The following is a 14590-nucleotide window of genomic DNA, read 5'->3' as shown; positions in this document are numbered from 1 at the left end:
TCAAAGCGCAAACTGACGCAGGCCCCTGGCATGAGGCGCTTGCGGGTGAAAACAGAGCTGAGGGCTGGCCGTCTCTAGAAGAAGGCAGATGCCATTTCCGGAGAATTCTCGATTGCGTGCGCCATGAATTCCAGGGTGCTCCGGAGTTTTTCCCGTTTGACCGGTCCTCCCAGACACACGCGGACCGCTTCTTGCGGCGGCCCCGCGACGGTGAATGCATCGCTCTCCACCACGCCGATGCCGGATGTCCGCATGTGGCTGGACAAGCCCGCTCTGGTCCAGCCATGGGGCAGCTTGAGCCACAGATTGAAGCTCAGGGCATCTGACCGGAAGCTGCCTTCCGGCAGGATTTGACGCGCGATTTCCTGTCTGGCTGCGGTTTCCTCGCGGACGAAATGCAGGATGGCGTCCGCCGTACCGTCTTCGATCCAGCGGGTGGCAAGGGCAATGGTCAGCGGCGATGCCATGACCGAGGAAGCGCGCATCGCCCCAACAAATGGCCAGGCGGCTTTTGTGTCCGGAGCGACGACGTAGGCAAGGCGCAGGCCCGCGCCTAAGCATTTGGCGACGCCGCCGATGTGCCATGTCAGGTTGGGAGCCAGTGCCGCGAAGGGCGCCGGCGTACGCACAGGCATGAAGCCATAGGCGTCATCTTCCAGGATTGGCAGGCCGTATTTCTGCGCAATGGCGCAAAGCTGCTGCCGGCGTTCGACTGGTACGGTTATGGTCGTTGGATTCTGCAAGGTCGGATTGAGATAGAGCGCTTTTGGCGTTCCAGCGCGGCATTTCTCCTCAAGAGCTTCCGGCAGAATGCCCATCTTGTCCATGGATATGCCCGTCAAGGTGAGGCGCAGCTGAGCGGCAATTGACCGGATCCCCGGATAGGTGACGGCCTCGCTCAGGATCTCGTCTCCAGGTGCCGCAAGCGTGCTCAAGATTGCGAGCAGGGCAGGGTGGGCGCCGGGCGTAATGAACATCCGCTCCAGGGAAGGAACAAGCCCCCGGCGGCTTAGCCAGGTCGTTGCGGCCTCCTTGTCGACGCCGGAGCCGCCGAATTCCTGATAGCGGAGCAAGGTGAGAATGTTGGAGGAAACGGTCGCGAGGCCCTCCTTCATGCGCTTGATTAGCTCCGGATCATCCGGGTCCGGCGGCATGTTCATGGAATAGTCTGCAAAGCCTTCACGCCGCGGGTCAGGCCGGTCCTTAACGGTGATTGACTGGATTTCGACGCGCTTGGTGACAAACGTGCCCCTGCCGACCTGGGAATCGATGATGCCGCGCTTGCGTGCTTCCGCGTAGCCGCGGGCAACGGTTGTAAAGTCGATGCCGATTCTGGCAGCCAGTTGGCGCTGGGGCGGCAAACGATCTCCTGCCTTGAGTTTGCCGGACTGAACGTCTGTTTCGATGCTGTCGGCTATCGCTTGATAGCGGGGAGCCATGCTTCCGGAGAAATCCGGCGTCCAAATACTCATGAGACCGTTGCACTCATTGTGGGGCAACCGTTTGTATCGTATTGCCTTCAATTTTGTCATCTGCGCTCAGTGCCAATAACCTGTCCTGCAGCCCAGACACCTGTCTGCCCGCTGCACCTGTTCAGTGCGACGGGCTCATCTGTGCGTCAGATCATACAATAAATGACTGCAAAAATGAATGCATTTGACTGCCCGTGACCGATCTTTGGATAGGCTTTGCCGATATGATGATCGCAATTCCGGGCAGGAAACCGCGACGGCACTCTTCGGCTTGCCCGCCGTGACAATCACAAGATATCCGCGCAAGACACTGTGAAGCCTGTGTACGAGCTCTGGCGTATGAGGAAAAGGATGTACCGACGTGAGGCGGAGCAAGGAGAGAATGCGCTTGTGGCCAAAAGAAGAAGCCCGCTGTGAAGGCTCACAGCGGGCTTCGCTTGTTTTCAGGCCTTTTGTGACGACCTTACAGCCCTTCAGCGCCCCTTTGCAGGGCGGCGACGCCGGTGCGGGAGACTTCGACAAGGCCGAGCGGTTTCATGATGTTGATGAACTGCTCGATCTTGGAGGTGCGGCCCGTGATCTCAAAGACGAAATGCTCCGTCGTGGCATCGATCACGGTGGCGCGGAAGGCATCTCCCAGGCGCAGGGCTTCCAGACGGTTCTCGCCATTGCCTGCTACCTTGACCAAAGCCAGTTCGCGCTCGAGCGGCTTGTCCTGATTGGCCAGCTGGGCTTCCACGGTCAGGTCCGTCACCCGGTGGACAGGCACCAGACGGTCCAGCTGGTGGCGGATCTGCTCGATCACCATCGGCGTTCCGGTTGTGACGATGGTGATGCGCGACAGGTGCCGCTCATGCTCGGTTTCCGACACGGTCAGGCTGTCGATGTTGTAGCCCCGGCCGGAGAAGAGGCCGATGACCCGGGCGAGAACACCCGGCTCGTTGTCGACGAGCACCGATAGGGTGTGAGTTTCGACCTTGTCGCTGACGTCGGCCATGAAATAGACGGACGGCGCGGTGGGGTTTAGCTTTGCGTTCATGGTCCTGTCGTCCTTACACCAGAGTGCGGCCAGCATCGTCGATGGCATTGGCCACGGCTTCATCGGTGGCCTCGTCCGGAAGCAGCATTTCATTGTGCGCCTTGCCCGAGGGGATCATCGGGAAGCAGTTGGCGAGGTTCGCCACGCGGCAGTCAAACAGCACCGGCTTGTCGACCGCGATCATTTCCTCAATGGCACCATCCAGATCGCCCGGCTTTTCCACCCGGAAGCCGACCCCGCCATAGGCATCGGCCAGCTTGACGAAGTCCGGCAGGCTGTCGGTGTAGGAATGGGACAGGCGGTTGCCATGCAGGAGCTGCTGCCACTGGCGCACCATGCCCATGTACTGGTTGTTCAGGATGAACACCTTGACCGGCAGGCCGAACTGAACGGCGGTCGACATTTCCTGAATGTTCATCAGGATCGAGGCATCGCCAGCAATGTCGATGCAGAGCGCGTCGCGGTGGGCAACCTGCGCGCCGATGGCAGCCGGCAGGCCATAGCCCATGGTGCCGAGGCCGCCGGAGGTCAGCCAATGGTTCGGAGCTTCGAAGCCATAGAACTGGGCCGCCCACATCTGGTGTTGACCAACTTCGGTCGAGATGAATGTCTTGCGGTTTTTGGTCAGCTCATAAAGGCGCTGGATCGCATATTGCGGCATGATGATGTCGCTGTTCGGCTTGTAGGCCAGCGAGTTGCGCGCGCGCCAGTGGTTGATCTGCTCCCACCAGGCCTTCATCGCAGCCGGATCCGCCTTCAGCGAAGAGGTTCGCCAAATGCGGACCATGTCTTCCAGAACATGGGCGACGTCACCGATGATCGGCAGGTCGACCTTGACGTTCTTGTTGATGGAAGAGGGGTCGATGTCGATGTGGATCTTGGTGGCGTGAGGTGCGAAGGCATCCAGACGGCCGGTGATGCGGTCATCGAAGCGGGCGCCAATGCAGACCATGACATCGCAGTCATGCATGGTCATGTTGGCTTCATAGGTGCCGTGCATGCCCAGCATGCCGAGCCAGTTGTCACCGCTGGCCGGATAGGCGCCGAGGCCCATTAGAGTGGACGTGATCGGGAACCCGGTCAGGCTGACCAGCTCGCGCAGAAGCTGGGTGGCCTGCGGGCCGGAGTTGATGACGCCGCCGCCGGTGTAGAACACGGGCTTCCTGGCGCTTGCCATCAGTTCGACAGCGGCACGGATTGCCTGGGCATCTCCCTTCAGCTGTGGCCGGTAGCTCTTGTGTGCTGCGGACGGGTTGGCCGTCGGGCCGTGATAGGTGCCGGTGGCGAACTGGACGTCCTTCGGAATGTCGACGACGACCGGGCCCGGACGGCCGGAGGTCGCGACATAGAAGGCTTCATGGAGAATGCGGGCGAGATCGTCGACGTTGCGGACCAGCCAATTGTGCTTGGTGCAGGGGCGCGTGATGCCGACGGTGTCGCATTCCTGGAAGGCGTCTGTGCCGATCAGGTGCGTTGCGGTCTGACCGGTGATGCAGACAAGCGGAATGCTGTCCATCATGGCATCGGCAAGCGCGGTGACCATGTTGGTCGCGCCGGGGCCCGAGGTGACGAGAACGACGCCTGGCTTGCCGGTCGAGCGGGCATAGCCTTCGGCGGCATGACCGGCACCCTGCTCGTGGCGCACAAGAATATGCTCAAGGCCGTCCTGCTGAATGATTTCGTCGTAGATGGGAAGCACTGCGCCGCCCGGGTAGCCGAATACCGTATCAACTCCCTGGTCTTTCAGCGCCTGGATCACCATCTCGGCGCCGGTCATCTCCCGTGTCATTCTCGAGGTTCCTTGCTTTTCGGTCTTGGGGGCATCCCAAGCTAGCTTTCTCACGTTGCCGGCTTTTCCGGCGGGGCTTTGGCCCGCGCCCTAAAGCTTCTCTCCGGAAGCCTTGGGGTGCGGGCCGGTTGTCGTGCCCGGCTTGCGCCGGTCTGGCAAAAGGGCAGGCTGGAGATACAAAAAAAGCCCCCGTCGGGAGCTTGTGTGCGCACCAGCCTGTTCCGAATGGGTCAACCCATTCCGGCGGTGCGCTTTCCTACTACTAGAATGAGAGCAGTGCGGGCCATGGCCGTTCTGTTTCCCTGATACCTGAAAATCCTTATCTGCCGGACAGCAGATAAGGAGTGAGTGACGGCGGTGTGTTTCCACCCACCTTGAATGCGTCGCAACCTAGTCAGGGGATTGGATGTGGTCAAGACCAAAATTGCAAAAGTTACAAATTTTGGCGGAGGGCTTTTTGAAAATTACCCTGACTGATTTCCTGCCGGTTATCCCCAAGGGGATAGGCATCTTCCAGATACTTGAAATTGCAGGGAACTCCAATGATTTTTCCGGAAGTTGGAGGCCAGGAAGAAATTAGCCCGGAAAAAAATCGGGAAAGGGATTGCGTTCCCGGAAAGGCGATTATATACACCGCCCATCGACGCGTTGCGGCGCGGCGGTCTCTCCGCCAAATGCGGATGTGGGTGTATAGCTCAGTTGGTAGAGCATCTGACTCTTAATCAGACGGTCCTGGGTTCGAATCCCCGTGCACCCACCACTTCCTCCTCTTTTTGAAAAATAATTACAAACTACCACTCGCGGTGGTCTGTTTCCTTTGCTGCTTTGCAGGACCGTGAGCAGGCTTATTCGGCGGCCTGAATCAGAAGGGGCAGCAGGGCAGCCGCGCCAATCCGGTTGACGTGGTCGTCGTCCTGATAGGCCATTCGTCCGTCCAGCACAGGGCTGCAGGTGGTGTCCCTGCAGAAGACCGGGTCAGGCTGGATCAGATGAACGGCACTATTTTCCGCGGCGAGGCTGGCGAAAAAGCGATTTGTCTCGTCCTGGCGTTTTTCTGCCTCCGCTTTTTCCATCCTGCAGGTTCCATGGGCCTCACGTCCCAGTAGCTCGGCCTGATAGCAGCGCACCGGGTCAAAGGTGAACTCCGGAACGGGCTGCAAGAGGATGATTTTCTTGCCTGCGGCCTGCAGCGCCTTTGCAAGTTCTTTGAGGGATGCTTCGAAAACCGCGCGATTTCCGGTCTTGCTGGCCAAGGTCCACTTGTCTTCCGTCAGATAGACCGGTCCGCCGCGATCCGGGCCATTGCGTGTGCCTGTGAAATACCAGACCCACCGCGCGCTCAAGATGACGGTGCCGATCTTGTCGTCCGCCAGAATGGCTTCAAGCACCGGAGTGCCGTTGCGCAGGCATTTGGATTTCGGCAGCGAGACCGGAGTGTTCCGCAAATAGGCACCGGGAAGCGGCGGGCAGCCATAGCCGATAAAGGCTCGGAAATGCGTCCCAGTCTCTTCTGCCCAGGACTTCATTGTTTCTTCCAGCGCCGCTGCATGGGAATCGCCCCACAAGGCGATGCCGCCGGCCGCGCCTTTCTCGCAGAGCAGGGAAGTTCCGGTGCCGCCGCAAACGGGGTCAGAGACTTCCGGGTTGCGCTCAGCCTTGGTCAGCGCAACCAGATCTCCGGTCTTCCAGCGCCCCGGCAAGCCGTTGCTGGAGGCAAGCAGAAGGCAGAGCGTGATGGCGCCTCCCCAGGCAGCAACTCCGCCAAGCTTCAAAGGAGGAAGGCCCGGAGCAGCGCCGAGCGTGCGCATGGGCCGCTCGATCAGGACATATAGAAGCGCGCTGAGGGGAATACAGGCCGCAAGCAGCGCCATGCGCAGAGTAAAGGATGGCTCTGGAAAGAACAGGGTGTTGGAGAACACCACCAGCGGCCAGTGAACGAGATAGAGGCTGTAGGACAGGGTTCCGATCACGCCGGCAAGCCGGTTTTCCAGTAGGGATTGAACCAGCCTGGTTTTGACGGGCCTGGAAATCAGCCACCCGGCAGCAAGGCAGGGCAGCAAGGCGGAGGGGGCGGGCCAGAGGGTTGCTGGACCAAAGAGAGCCGGTGTTGCCAGAAGGGTGAGCAGGGCAATCCAGTCTCCTGCCTGCTGCCACTTGCTGCCGGCCGCCAGCTCCGTTCTGGGTGGCATGACGTGCCAGGCGGCAAGAGCTCCGATCAGGAACTCCCAAAGGCGCGGGCCGGGATTGTAGAAGGCAACACTTGGGTCGGCAAAGGTCAGGATCTGGCAGGCGATGAAGCTGAGCGCGAGCAGCAGCAATACGGCATAGCTCTGGCGTCTGCCAGGCAGTAGGCGAATTGCGGTCAGGACGAGGGGCCAGAGCAGATAGAACTGCATCTCTACCCCAAGCGACCACGTATGCAGCAGCGGACGGTAGGCAGAGGCGGTGGCGAAATAGTCTGCTTCCGCGTTGAAATAGAGGTTTGGCCAGAAGGTGATGGCGGCAAAGGCTTCTTTCCCGAGTGAGATGAAATCCTCCGGCGTCAGGATGAACCAGCCCGCGGCGCAGGTCGCCATGGCAACGGCCGTCATCGCAGGGGCAATGCGCCAGAGGCGTTTGGCCAGAAACCGCAGGATGAAGGCTGCCTGGTCGCTCCAGGACAGATACGGTTCCGTCCGGCGGGTCAGGATCGACGTGATCAGAAAACCTGACAGAACGAAAAAGAGATCGACACCCGCGTAGCCTCCCTCCGTGCCGGGAACGCCGAAGTGGAACAGCAGGACACCGAGGACGGCAAAAGCCCGCAAGCCCTGAAGGTCTTGCCGGAAGGCGGGGGAGGACGGCGCGCTCATGTGCGTGCTGGGCACCTTGAGAGAGGGAAAGATTGCCGGTCCTCACCATGAATCAGCTGGCCGGTTTGGCGGTGTCGGGTCGTCACGTCTTTCCACTTCGGGGCGGCAGGCCCCCTCTCTTTCACGCGTGACAATAGAATGGTGGCAAAGCGGTGTCCACGCCTGTGCGCCAGACCAGTACAGCCGGATCTCCAGCCTTGATCTGCATTGCAACCAGTTGGGGTGATTTTTGGTCAAACTTAACACTTTTTAATTGTATTAGATCGTATGTGCAATTAGCCTGAGAATGGTTGTGTTTCAGGTTGTACCTGGCGGCGGGTGGTTTGATGCAATGGGTTTTTCTCTGTTGCACCGGTCGTGTTGTTCCGCCGCTTGAGATGATGAGGGTCGCTCCGATGCTGCTGAAATCCGGTCCAAGAATTTATTCACATCGCGATGAGGTCAGCGTCTTCTCCGGTAAAGGAAACAGGATGACCTTGCGGGACCGGGAGGACTTCGTGACCGACAGAGATGGACCGGAAAATGGCGGGATACCGTCAGCGGCTGGCATCTGGATGAGCTGGATCGAGGATGCGGCCGTGCTCAGACGGCGCGCCCTCCGTCTGACCCGCGGCAACCGGGAGGATGCGGAGGATCTCTTGTCCTCCACGCTGGTAAAGGCCGTCGCTCACGTGGAGAGGAACGACACGGAGATTCGTGAGCCGCGCGCCTTCCTGCTGTTTGCGATGAAGAATGAGCATATCTCCCGCATGCGCAGGGTGCAGTCGGAACGGCAGGTTCGGGATTTCGGGGCCGATGTCTACATCGATCACGAGAGTTCCCTGTCCAACAATCAGCCGGATCAGGAGAACCTCTTGCGTCATCAGGATACGCTGCGGGCAGTGGTCCATGTAGTGAATGCCCTGCCTCCAGAGTTACGAAAGGTCTTCCGCCTCAGGTTTTGTGAGGAGCAAAGCTACCGGGATATTGCAGAGCGGCTTGCCATTTCGGAGCCGCTAGCGCGCAAACGGGTGCAACATCTCAGGGAGCGGTTGCGGCAGGCGCTGGGGGAGGGGGAAACCTGCAATGTCCCTGAAGGATGTTTGCGGGAAAAAAGTCTGAAACGTCTTTCACGCGCGGCGGGGTGACGCGTCTCTGAGTGGCGGACAGGTGCATGAGTGCGTGAGTGCCCTGTCTTTGCCGTTGCCCCACGCCGGATGTGCGCCCGGCTGCGAAAAGGACAGGACGAGACCATGGCCGATAATGTCAATTCCCAGATTACGGACGCCGTCACCCAGACCAACGTTAAAGTGGTTGCCGAAGCACCGGCACAAGCGATTGCGGCCCTGTACCAGGTCGCAAGCCATGCCTCGGGACTTTCGATTCAAAATGCCGTCCACAGTCAGCAGGCGATGAACCAGATCACGACAGCGGTCGTGTCCAAAGCCTGTCAGTTGATCATGGATATCGGCGAATAACAGTTCGGGCAGGAAGACGGGCTGGGCCTGTTGTCTGCCATCATCAGGATGATTGCGTCCTGCGAGTATCACAAGGAGACGGACCATGGGATTGAGTGGCTGGTTTGGCGCGCGTTCCGCGCCCGGTGCCGGGGATGGCGGCAATTCCTCGCCTGGTGAGACGGCTCCCAAGACTTCTCCGGCTGGTGCTGGGCAGGCAGCAGGCCAGGTTGCTGGACAGGCAGGAGCGCAGGCCGGGGCACAAGCTGGAAACGCCGCCCGCAATGGCGACCAGAAGCAGACTGCGGCAGCCATGTCCCAGAAGACCGCCCAGATACCAGGAAGCCCACGCGCTGCACTGGCAGCCAAGGCTCCGACGCCGAATGTTTCGGCTCTCAACCAGCAGGTGGTTCAGGCGGTGCAGTTTTCTAACACGGAGACGAGCAACTATGCAGACAACGTTGCGTTCACGCCGCCGGAAATTATGGTCAGTCAAACCGCGGGGATGGCCGTGCAGGATGCAAAGAACTACATGAACGCAATCATGCAGATTGCTGTTGCGGCCCAGGCCGTGGCCATCAAGAAGGCGGCGGAGGGCCCGCAGCCTGCCTCCACGATCAAGGAAATCCCGTTCATGGAGGATATCCAGAACATGGTGAACCAGGCCGTGACCGTTTTCGGAAACGTCAGTACAACAGCTGGAACATCCGCCAAGACCGTGATCTCGGATCTAAAGTCAAGCTAATGGCCGTGTGTCAGCCCCATCAGGGCCGGGTCTTGAACCGGTAGGTTGGAAGGCCCTTGGTCTGATGCCCCTCGATGAGAAAGAGGCTTCCGGAGAGGCTGCCTTCCGGCTCTCCCCCCGGCTGCAGGCTGGTCAAAACGAGCTGGTCCAGCTCCGGACCGCAAAAGCAGGGCATCGTCGGCTTTGGGGCCGGGACGGGGATGGCATGAAGCAGGCTGCCATCTGGGGCAAAGCAGTTTAGAAGTCCCGCCGACACACCTGCGCTCCAGTAGTTGCCATCTGCGTCCACTGTCGCCCCATCCGGGCGGCCAGTTTCGTTGGTCTGTTGCGCAAACAGCATCTTTGCACCGAGCGCGCCGGTTGCAGGTTCAAAGCTATAGGCTTCGATCCAGCCGGGGCTGGAGTCTGAATGGTACATGATGGTGCCGTCGGGCGACCAGGCCAGGCCATTGGAGACCTGCAGTCCGTCGCGGATGCTGTCGACCCGTCCTGTCCCGTCAATCCGGTAAAGGCTTGCAATCGGTTCGCGTGGGCTGGACGTGTCCATGGTGCCGACCCAGTAGGCGCCGTCCGGGCCAATCTTACCGTCATTCAGGCGAGTCACGGGCAAGTCCGGCTCCACTTCCGCCAAGACCTCCTGCGCCCCGGTTCCGGGATCGAACAGAATAACATTGTCCCAGACAGAAACGATCAGCCGGCTGTCATCTGTCAGGCCAAAGGAACCGACTTCATTTTCGAAACGGTAGGTTCTGATTTCACGGCTTTTCCAATCCATCGCCTGGATTGTGCATCCCTGAATGTCGGTCCAGTACAGGGTTCCGGTGGTTTCATCCCAGGTCGGGCATTCGGCAAGCTTATAGGTCGGCTCGATGAGGCGCGAGATCTGGAAAGGCACCCTTGAGGTCTCCGGTCGTGGTGGTCGCAATAGTTGTGAGGGACTATACCGTGCCGGGTCTGAGGCGTCGACACGCTTGTGCAGCCAGTGGATAGTCCGGTTCAGTCCTTGGGATCCCGCATCGGAAACGCGGTTTTGCGGACAATCGGGCGGATTGCGAAGGACGATTTCATTCGCAGAACACCGGGCAATCTTGCCAGGTGTTCTCTGTGGATACGCTCAAAATCATTCGGATCGGCGGCGGTGACGCGCAGCATATAATCCGCGTCGCCTGCCATGAGGTAGCACTCCATGATTTCCGCGGAGCGGGTGACCGCCCGTTCGAAGTCCTCAAGAACCTCATTGGATTGGCCCACCAGAGAAATCTCGACGAAAACGTCCATGCGCCGGCCGAGCTTGCGCTGATCGAGAAGCGCCACATATCTGTCTATGATGCCGCTCTCTTCCAGGGCGCGCATCCGGCGCAGGCAGGCCGAGGCGGAGAGACCGACCTTCTCAGCAAGATCTGCATTCGCAATCCGCCCGTCCTGTTGCAGAACATCCAAGATCTTACGGTCAATGCGGTCGAGCTTCATTTGTGCTCCTGGTGGAAAATTCAGTTAAAATGGCATCTAGCACAATTATCTTGCAAAGAATGAGTTTCCGGCGCTTAGAAGGCAATAAAATTCGACAGCTATCCGGATAATATTCTCCCGTCATTTCAAGAAGGCTATAAGGCCGCCAGACAGGGGAATTCCTATGCGCATCGGTGTACCGAAGGAAATCAAGAATCACGAATATCGCGTCGGGATGACACCTGATAGCGTAAGGGAATTGGTGGCGCATGGTCATCAGGTCTGCGTTGAAACGAATGCAGGCGCCGGAATTGGTGCTGGCGATGCCTCCTATGAAGCCGCCGGCGCAAAGGTTCTCGGGACCGCAAAGGAGGTTTTCGACACCGCCGAGATGATCGTGAAGGTGAAGGAGCCGCAGGCGGTTGAGCGTGCGATGCTTCGTCCGGATCATATTCTCTTCACCTACCTGCACCTGGCACCGGATGCCGAGCAGACCGCAGACCTGGTCAAGTCCGGGGCAACTTGTGTTGCTTACGAAACGGTTCTTGGAGCAAACGGCGGCCTGCCGCTTCTGGCTCCCATGTCTCAGGTGGCAGGACGTCTGTCAGTGATCGCAGGCGCCAAGGCGCTGGAGAAGGAAGCTGGCGGATCGGGCGTGCTGATCGGTGGCGTCCCAGGAGTTGCACCAGGCAAGGTGACTGTGATCGGCGGCGGCGTCGTTGGCGCGCATGCCATCACCATGGCGCTGGGCCTTGGGGCGGAAGTCACGGTTCTGGACCGGAATGTCAATGTTCTGGCGGCGCTGTCGAGCACCTTTGGCCCCGCACTCCGGACGGTTTATTCCACCAAGGCTTCGCTGGAAAAATATGTTCTGGAATCCGACATCGTCATTGGTGCAGTGCTTGTTGCCGGCGCGGCTGCTCCCAAGCTGGTGACCCGCGATATGATTGCCCGCATGCAGCCGGGTTCGGTGCTGGTGGACGTTGCAATTGACCAGGGCGGCTGCTTCGAGACCTCGAAGGCCACCACCCATTCCGACCCGACTTACGTGGTTGATGGTGTTGTCCATTACTGCGTGGCCAACATGCCGGGCGCTGTCCCGCGCACGTCCACCTATGCTCTCAACAATGCCACGCTGCCTTTTGCACTTGCACTCGCGAACAAGGGAGCGGTGCGGGCGCTTCTGGAAGACCCGCTGTTCCTGCCGGGGCTGAACGTCCACAAGGGTCATGTCACGTGCGAGGCAGTCGCGACCGCTTTGGGGTATGACTATGTTGCCCCGGAAGTTGCCCTCAAAAACTGACAGGCCTTCAAGTCGCTAAATCAACTAAGGGCGGGTCCAGCTGGATCCGCCCTTACGCTTTTGAAGCGGGGTTTTTAGAACCTGTAGGATGAAAAGTCTTTACGGGCAGTGCACCTGATAAGGCGTCCCGTCCTTGTCATGGGCAATACAGTTGCGTGGCGTCGTCACAATGCCAATCAGGCCACCGCCTACCGCCCCGATTGCAGCACCCGCGAGGGCGGCTCCCGCGGTCGACCCCGCTGCGGCCCCGACGACAGCGCCTGTCGCTGCGCCCAGTCCGCCGCCAATCAGCATGCGGTCACGCTGGCTGTCCGTGTTACTTGCACAGCCGCTGAGCGCCAAAGACATAAAAACGGCGGCCGCCGCACAGAACCTTACCCGGCTCATCCGATTCTCCTGTCGAATCTGATCGAATCACTGGGCAATTCTAGCGCGGAAACCGCCGTTTGAAGACCTGTTGTCCTTGACAGGTCCGGGATGATCCGGACCTGCCTGGTCAGGTGTGCCCTCTTATGGGCAGGGAACCGCATAGGGGCGGCCATACTGATCATAGGCCGTGCAGTTTTTCGGTGTGGTTGCGGACCCGACGATCGCGCCGCCTGCTCCACCGATGGCCGCGCCCACGAGAGCTCCGCCAACGCCGTTGCCGGTTGCCGCGCCAATGGCCGCACCGGTTGCGGCGCCAAGGCCGCCGCCGACGAGCGCGCGGTCACGCTGGCTGTCAGACTGGCAGCCCGCCAGGAAAAGGGCGGCGGCGCCGATCATCAAAAGCTTCTTCATGCTGTTTCCTCACTGGAATAAACTAAAAAGGGCAAAGCGCCGGTCTTACGGGCACGCAACCCGGTACGGACGGCCATAACGGTCATAGGCCACGCAGTTCTTCGGGGTGGTCGCGGAGCCGACGATTGCGCCGCCTGCTCCACCGATGGCCGCGCCCACGAGAGCACCGCCAACGCCATTGCCGGTTGCCGCGCCGATGGCGGCGCCGGTTGCGGCGCCAAGGCCGCCACCGACAAGGGCGCGATCACGCTGGCTGTCAGACTGGCAGGCCGTCAAAAGCAGGGCGCTCGCGGCCACAACGATGAGTTTCTTCATAATTACACTCTCCTAAAGCCCAGGAATCGTTGTCTCAATTTACCCAAACCCTGCCGGCAGCAACATCTTTGTTTCGCCCAATGCCGGAAACCTCCCAAGCGTAATGTTGTTTTCAGGTCTTCGCAATCTCCCAAGGGAAGGAGCTCATTCCGCAGGATGTTCTATGATGAGTTATATGGGCGAAAAGACGGCGGTCAATGGCTGCAGCGCATTAGAAACAACAGGATTTTTCGACTTCAGGTGCAAAAGAAGCACTGAAGCAGACATGGTGGACGCAACGCTGGACAAGGGGAAAGGTGAGAGGTCCGAGCTTCCAGCTCCTGAAACCACACATGATCTGAACCGGGGCAATTGAGCTTTTCGAGGCTGAATGTATCTGTGGTTTTCTGGTTTGAGGCGAATAAAAGTAAGATATTCAAACCCTTGTGCGGCTTTCTTGCTTCCGGGCGCTAAGCGTCCTAGCGGGGCTGGGCAGGAGTGGATCGCGTGTTGATTGTCCGCCGGACTTCTTCTTGAACGATATCGAGGATCATCGACTTGAGGTCGTTTACGCCCTTTGCAATGCGCGGATCTGCGCCAGCAATCTGGGCGGCGCGGGCAAGCGGAACAGAACCGGAGATCCGGCTCGCGGGGGGCAGCTGTTTGCTGCCGGTCTTGAGGACGTCCACCAGAAGTGTCTCATCCTGAAGGATCTGGTCGAGAACCGTTTCCTGGGTCTGGAGAGCCTTGGAAAGGTCTGCGGCACGGTCTTTGGCTTCGCTGAGCACCCGCGTGGCGGTTTTGACGGCTTCGTTCAGCGCTTTCTCGCCAGCTTCTTTCTGTTCCAGAATGCCCCCGGCGATGCTGAAAAGCTGTGGCATTGAGCCGAAAAGGGTTTGCACTTCTCCCTGCAGCTTTGTGCTTTGAACGAAACTCTCAAGCAGGTTCTGCAAAAGCTCTGAGGGATTGGCAGAAGGATGGGGTGCGCCTTCCTGTGCCGGAGCGCCAGCATTTGCCCGGGGGCCGGTAGAGGAGGAGTTGGCAAGCGGCATGATCCGTAGTTCCTTCTGCTGCGGCTGCGTGCATCAGGGCTGGCCCTGTGTGCGTCCGTGATACAATTATTGCCGTCCTGGCAGCGGCGGGCTGCTGCTCAAGAGCGGCCAAGTATCTGATTCAAGACAGTCAGCAGCTCTTCCTGGTCCTTCCGGTCAAGGTTCCGGACAATTTCGAGGATCGGCTTCTCGCCCCCATTGACCGGTTCCTGCGTCCCGTCTTGCTGGGAAGAAGGAGAAGGGGGAACATTGTCCGCCTGATTGTCCTTGGAAGCCGCCAGCCGGACCTGCGGCGGCACCGGCCACCTGCTTGGTCTGAGAGCGGAACTGAAACTGTCACATGTCGGATGCTGGGGCACATCCGCCTCCTGCTGTCTAA

At 59.6% G+C, this 14590-nt stretch carries 16 protein-coding genes and 1 tRNA gene; 6 read left to right on the top strand and 11 right to left on the bottom strand.

From position 1 onward, the window contains the following. Positions 1-74: 74 nt before the first annotated feature. The 3 genes from IG616_RS03030 to IG616_RS03020 form a co-directional block, all read right to left on the bottom strand. A complete protein-coding gene (locus IG616_RS03030) occupies positions 75-1472 on the bottom strand; it encodes an aminotransferase-like domain-containing protein (protein WP_192146235.1) in 1398 nt (465 codons plus the stop codon). 463 nt (positions 1473-1935) lie between these two features. Beyond that, positions 1936-2511: an acetolactate synthase small subunit gene (gene ilvN, locus IG616_RS03025; RefSeq protein WP_192146233.1), complete on the bottom strand. Its 576-nt coding sequence runs from the start codon at positions 2509-2511 to the stop codon at positions 1936-1938. Positions 2512-2524: 13 nt separating this feature from the next. Continuing rightward, entirely contained in the window at positions 2525-4300 is a 1776-nt protein-coding gene (locus IG616_RS03020) for an acetolactate synthase 3 large subunit (protein ID WP_192146226.1), read from the bottom strand. A gap of 684 nt (positions 4301-4984) precedes the next feature. Here IG616_RS03020 and IG616_RS03015 point away from each other — a divergent pair. After that, positions 4985-5060 (top strand) — tRNA-Lys (locus IG616_RS03015). An 85-nt stretch (positions 5061-5145) separates the two neighbouring features. Here IG616_RS03015 and IG616_RS03010 read toward each other — a convergent pair. Further along, positions 5146-7152, bottom strand: a complete 2007-nt coding sequence (locus IG616_RS03010; RefSeq protein ID WP_192146224.1) for an acyltransferase family protein — start codon at positions 7150-7152, stop codon at positions 5146-5148. A 470-nt stretch (positions 7153-7622) separates the two neighbouring features. Here IG616_RS03010 and IG616_RS03005 point away from each other — a divergent pair, with 470 nt between their 5' ends. The 3 genes from IG616_RS03005 (at position 7623) to IG616_RS02995 (ending at position 9333) form a co-directional block, all read left to right on the top strand. Beyond that, on the top strand, positions 7623-8279 hold the full coding sequence (locus IG616_RS03005; RefSeq protein WP_209007240.1) for an RNA polymerase sigma factor: 657 nt from the start codon (positions 7623-7625) through the stop codon (positions 8277-8279). A 105-nt stretch (positions 8280-8384) separates the two neighbouring features. Further along, positions 8385-8609 carry a RebB family R body protein gene (locus tag IG616_RS03000; RefSeq protein ID WP_073012494.1) on the top strand — a complete coding sequence of 75 codons (225 nt, stop codon included), beginning with the start codon at positions 8385-8387 and terminating at the stop codon, positions 8607-8609. Positions 8610-8694: 85 nt separating this feature from the next. Beyond that, positions 8695-9333 carry a hypothetical protein gene (locus tag IG616_RS02995; RefSeq protein ID WP_192146222.1) on the top strand — a complete coding sequence of 213 codons (639 nt, stop codon included), beginning with the start codon at positions 8695-8697 and terminating at the stop codon, positions 9331-9333. 19 nt (positions 9334-9352) lie between these two features. On the opposite strand, the gene IG616_RS02990 is transcribed toward IG616_RS02995, so the two are convergent. Beyond that, positions 9353-10228 (bottom strand): SMP-30/gluconolactonase/LRE family protein, encoded by an 876-nt coding sequence (locus IG616_RS02990; protein ID WP_192146220.1) that lies wholly within the window; start codon positions 10226-10228, stop codon positions 9353-9355. Positions 10229-10329: 101 nt separating this feature from the next. Then, entirely contained in the window at positions 10330-10803 is a 474-nt protein-coding gene (locus tag IG616_RS02985) for an Lrp/AsnC family transcriptional regulator (RefSeq protein ID WP_192146218.1), read from the bottom strand. Between the two features lie 163 nt (positions 10804-10966). Here IG616_RS02985 and ald point away from each other — a divergent pair, with 163 nt between their 5' ends. After that, complete coding sequence (gene ald / locus IG616_RS02980; protein ID WP_192146216.1) at positions 10967-12085, top strand: alanine dehydrogenase; 1119 nt, start codon at positions 10967-10969, stop codon at positions 12083-12085. 99 nt (positions 12086-12184) lie between these two features. On the opposite strand, the gene IG616_RS02975 is transcribed toward ald, so the two are convergent. From IG616_RS02975 to IG616_RS02965, 3 genes are all read right to left on the bottom strand, one after another. After that, complete coding sequence (locus IG616_RS02975; RefSeq protein ID WP_192146214.1) at positions 12185-12472, bottom strand: hypothetical protein; 288 nt, start codon at positions 12470-12472, stop codon at positions 12185-12187. Positions 12473-12595: 123 nt separating this feature from the next. Then, on the bottom strand, positions 12596-12865 hold the full coding sequence (locus IG616_RS02970) for a glycine zipper domain-containing protein (protein ID WP_192146212.1): 270 nt from the start codon (positions 12863-12865) through the stop codon (positions 12596-12598). A gap of 45 nt (positions 12866-12910) precedes the next feature. Then, a complete protein-coding gene (locus tag IG616_RS02965) occupies positions 12911-13180 on the bottom strand; it encodes a glycine zipper domain-containing protein (protein ID WP_073012479.1) in 270 nt (89 codons plus the stop codon). A 163-nt stretch (positions 13181-13343) separates the two neighbouring features. Here IG616_RS02965 and IG616_RS02960 point away from each other — a divergent pair, with 163 nt between their 5' ends. Then, a complete protein-coding gene (locus IG616_RS02960; RefSeq protein WP_192146210.1) occupies positions 13344-13535 on the top strand; it encodes a hypothetical protein in 192 nt (63 codons plus the stop codon). Positions 13536-13638: 103 nt separating this feature from the next. Here IG616_RS02960 and IG616_RS02955 read toward each other — a convergent pair whose 3' ends face one another. Beyond that, positions 13639-14211, bottom strand: a complete 573-nt coding sequence (locus tag IG616_RS02955; RefSeq protein WP_192146208.1) for a hypothetical protein — start codon at positions 14209-14211, stop codon at positions 13639-13641. Positions 14212-14309: 98 nt separating this feature from the next. Next, positions 14310-14510, bottom strand: coding sequence for a hypothetical protein (locus tag IG616_RS02950; RefSeq protein ID WP_192146206.1), 201 nt, complete (start codon positions 14508-14510; stop codon positions 14310-14312). Between the last annotated feature and the right edge of the window lie 80 nt (positions 14511-14590).

The sequence above is a fragment of the Roseibium litorale genome (assembly GCF_014842915.1).
GTDB lineage: Bacteria > Pseudomonadota > Alphaproteobacteria > Rhizobiales > Stappiaceae > Roseibium > Roseibium litorale.
This window is presented reverse-complemented; position numbering and strand designations above follow the sequence as displayed.

Excerpts from the sequence above, each read along its gene's own strand:
- IG616_RS03020 (WP_192146226.1), bottom strand. The coding sequence starts at position 4,300 with ATGACACGGGAGATGACCGGCGCCGAGATGGTGATCCAGGCGCTGAAA.
- IG616_RS02960 (WP_192146210.1), top strand. The coding sequence starts at position 13,344 with ATGATGAGTTATATGGGCGAAAAGACGGCGGTCAATGGCTGCAGCGCA.
- IG616_RS02970 (WP_192146212.1), bottom strand. The coding sequence starts at position 12,865 with ATGAAGAAGCTTTTGATGATCGGCGCCGCCGCCCTTTTCCTGGCGGGC.
- ilvN (WP_192146233.1), bottom strand. The coding sequence starts at position 2,511 with ATGAACGCAAAGCTAAACCCCACCGCGCCGTCCGTCTATTTCATGGCC.
- IG616_RS02975 (WP_192146214.1), bottom strand. The coding sequence starts at position 12,472 with ATGAGCCGGGTAAGGTTCTGTGCGGCGGCCGCCGTTTTTATGTCTTTG.
- IG616_RS03005 (WP_209007240.1), top strand. The coding sequence starts at position 7,623 with ATGACCTTGCGGGACCGGGAGGACTTCGTGACCGACAGAGATGGACCG.
- IG616_RS03010 (WP_192146224.1), bottom strand. The coding sequence starts at position 7,152 with ATGAGCGCGCCGTCCTCCCCCGCCTTCCGGCAAGACCTTCAGGGCTTG.
- IG616_RS03000 (WP_073012494.1), top strand. The coding sequence starts at position 8,385 with ATGGCCGATAATGTCAATTCCCAGATTACGGACGCCGTCACCCAGACC.
- IG616_RS03030 (WP_192146235.1), bottom strand. The coding sequence starts at position 1,472 with ATGAGTATTTGGACGCCGGATTTCTCCGGAAGCATGGCTCCCCGCTAT.
- IG616_RS02955 (WP_192146208.1), bottom strand. The coding sequence starts at position 14,211 with ATGCCGCTTGCCAACTCCTCCTCTACCGGCCCCCGGGCAAATGCTGGC.
- IG616_RS02985 (WP_192146218.1), bottom strand. The coding sequence starts at position 10,803 with ATGAAGCTCGACCGCATTGACCGTAAGATCTTGGATGTTCTGCAACAG.
- ald (WP_192146216.1), top strand. The coding sequence starts at position 10,967 with ATGCGCATCGGTGTACCGAAGGAAATCAAGAATCACGAATATCGCGTC.
- IG616_RS02995 (WP_192146222.1), top strand. The coding sequence starts at position 8,695 with ATGGGATTGAGTGGCTGGTTTGGCGCGCGTTCCGCGCCCGGTGCCGGG.
- IG616_RS02965 (WP_073012479.1), bottom strand. The coding sequence starts at position 13,180 with ATGAAGAAACTCATCGTTGTGGCCGCGAGCGCCCTGCTTTTGACGGCC.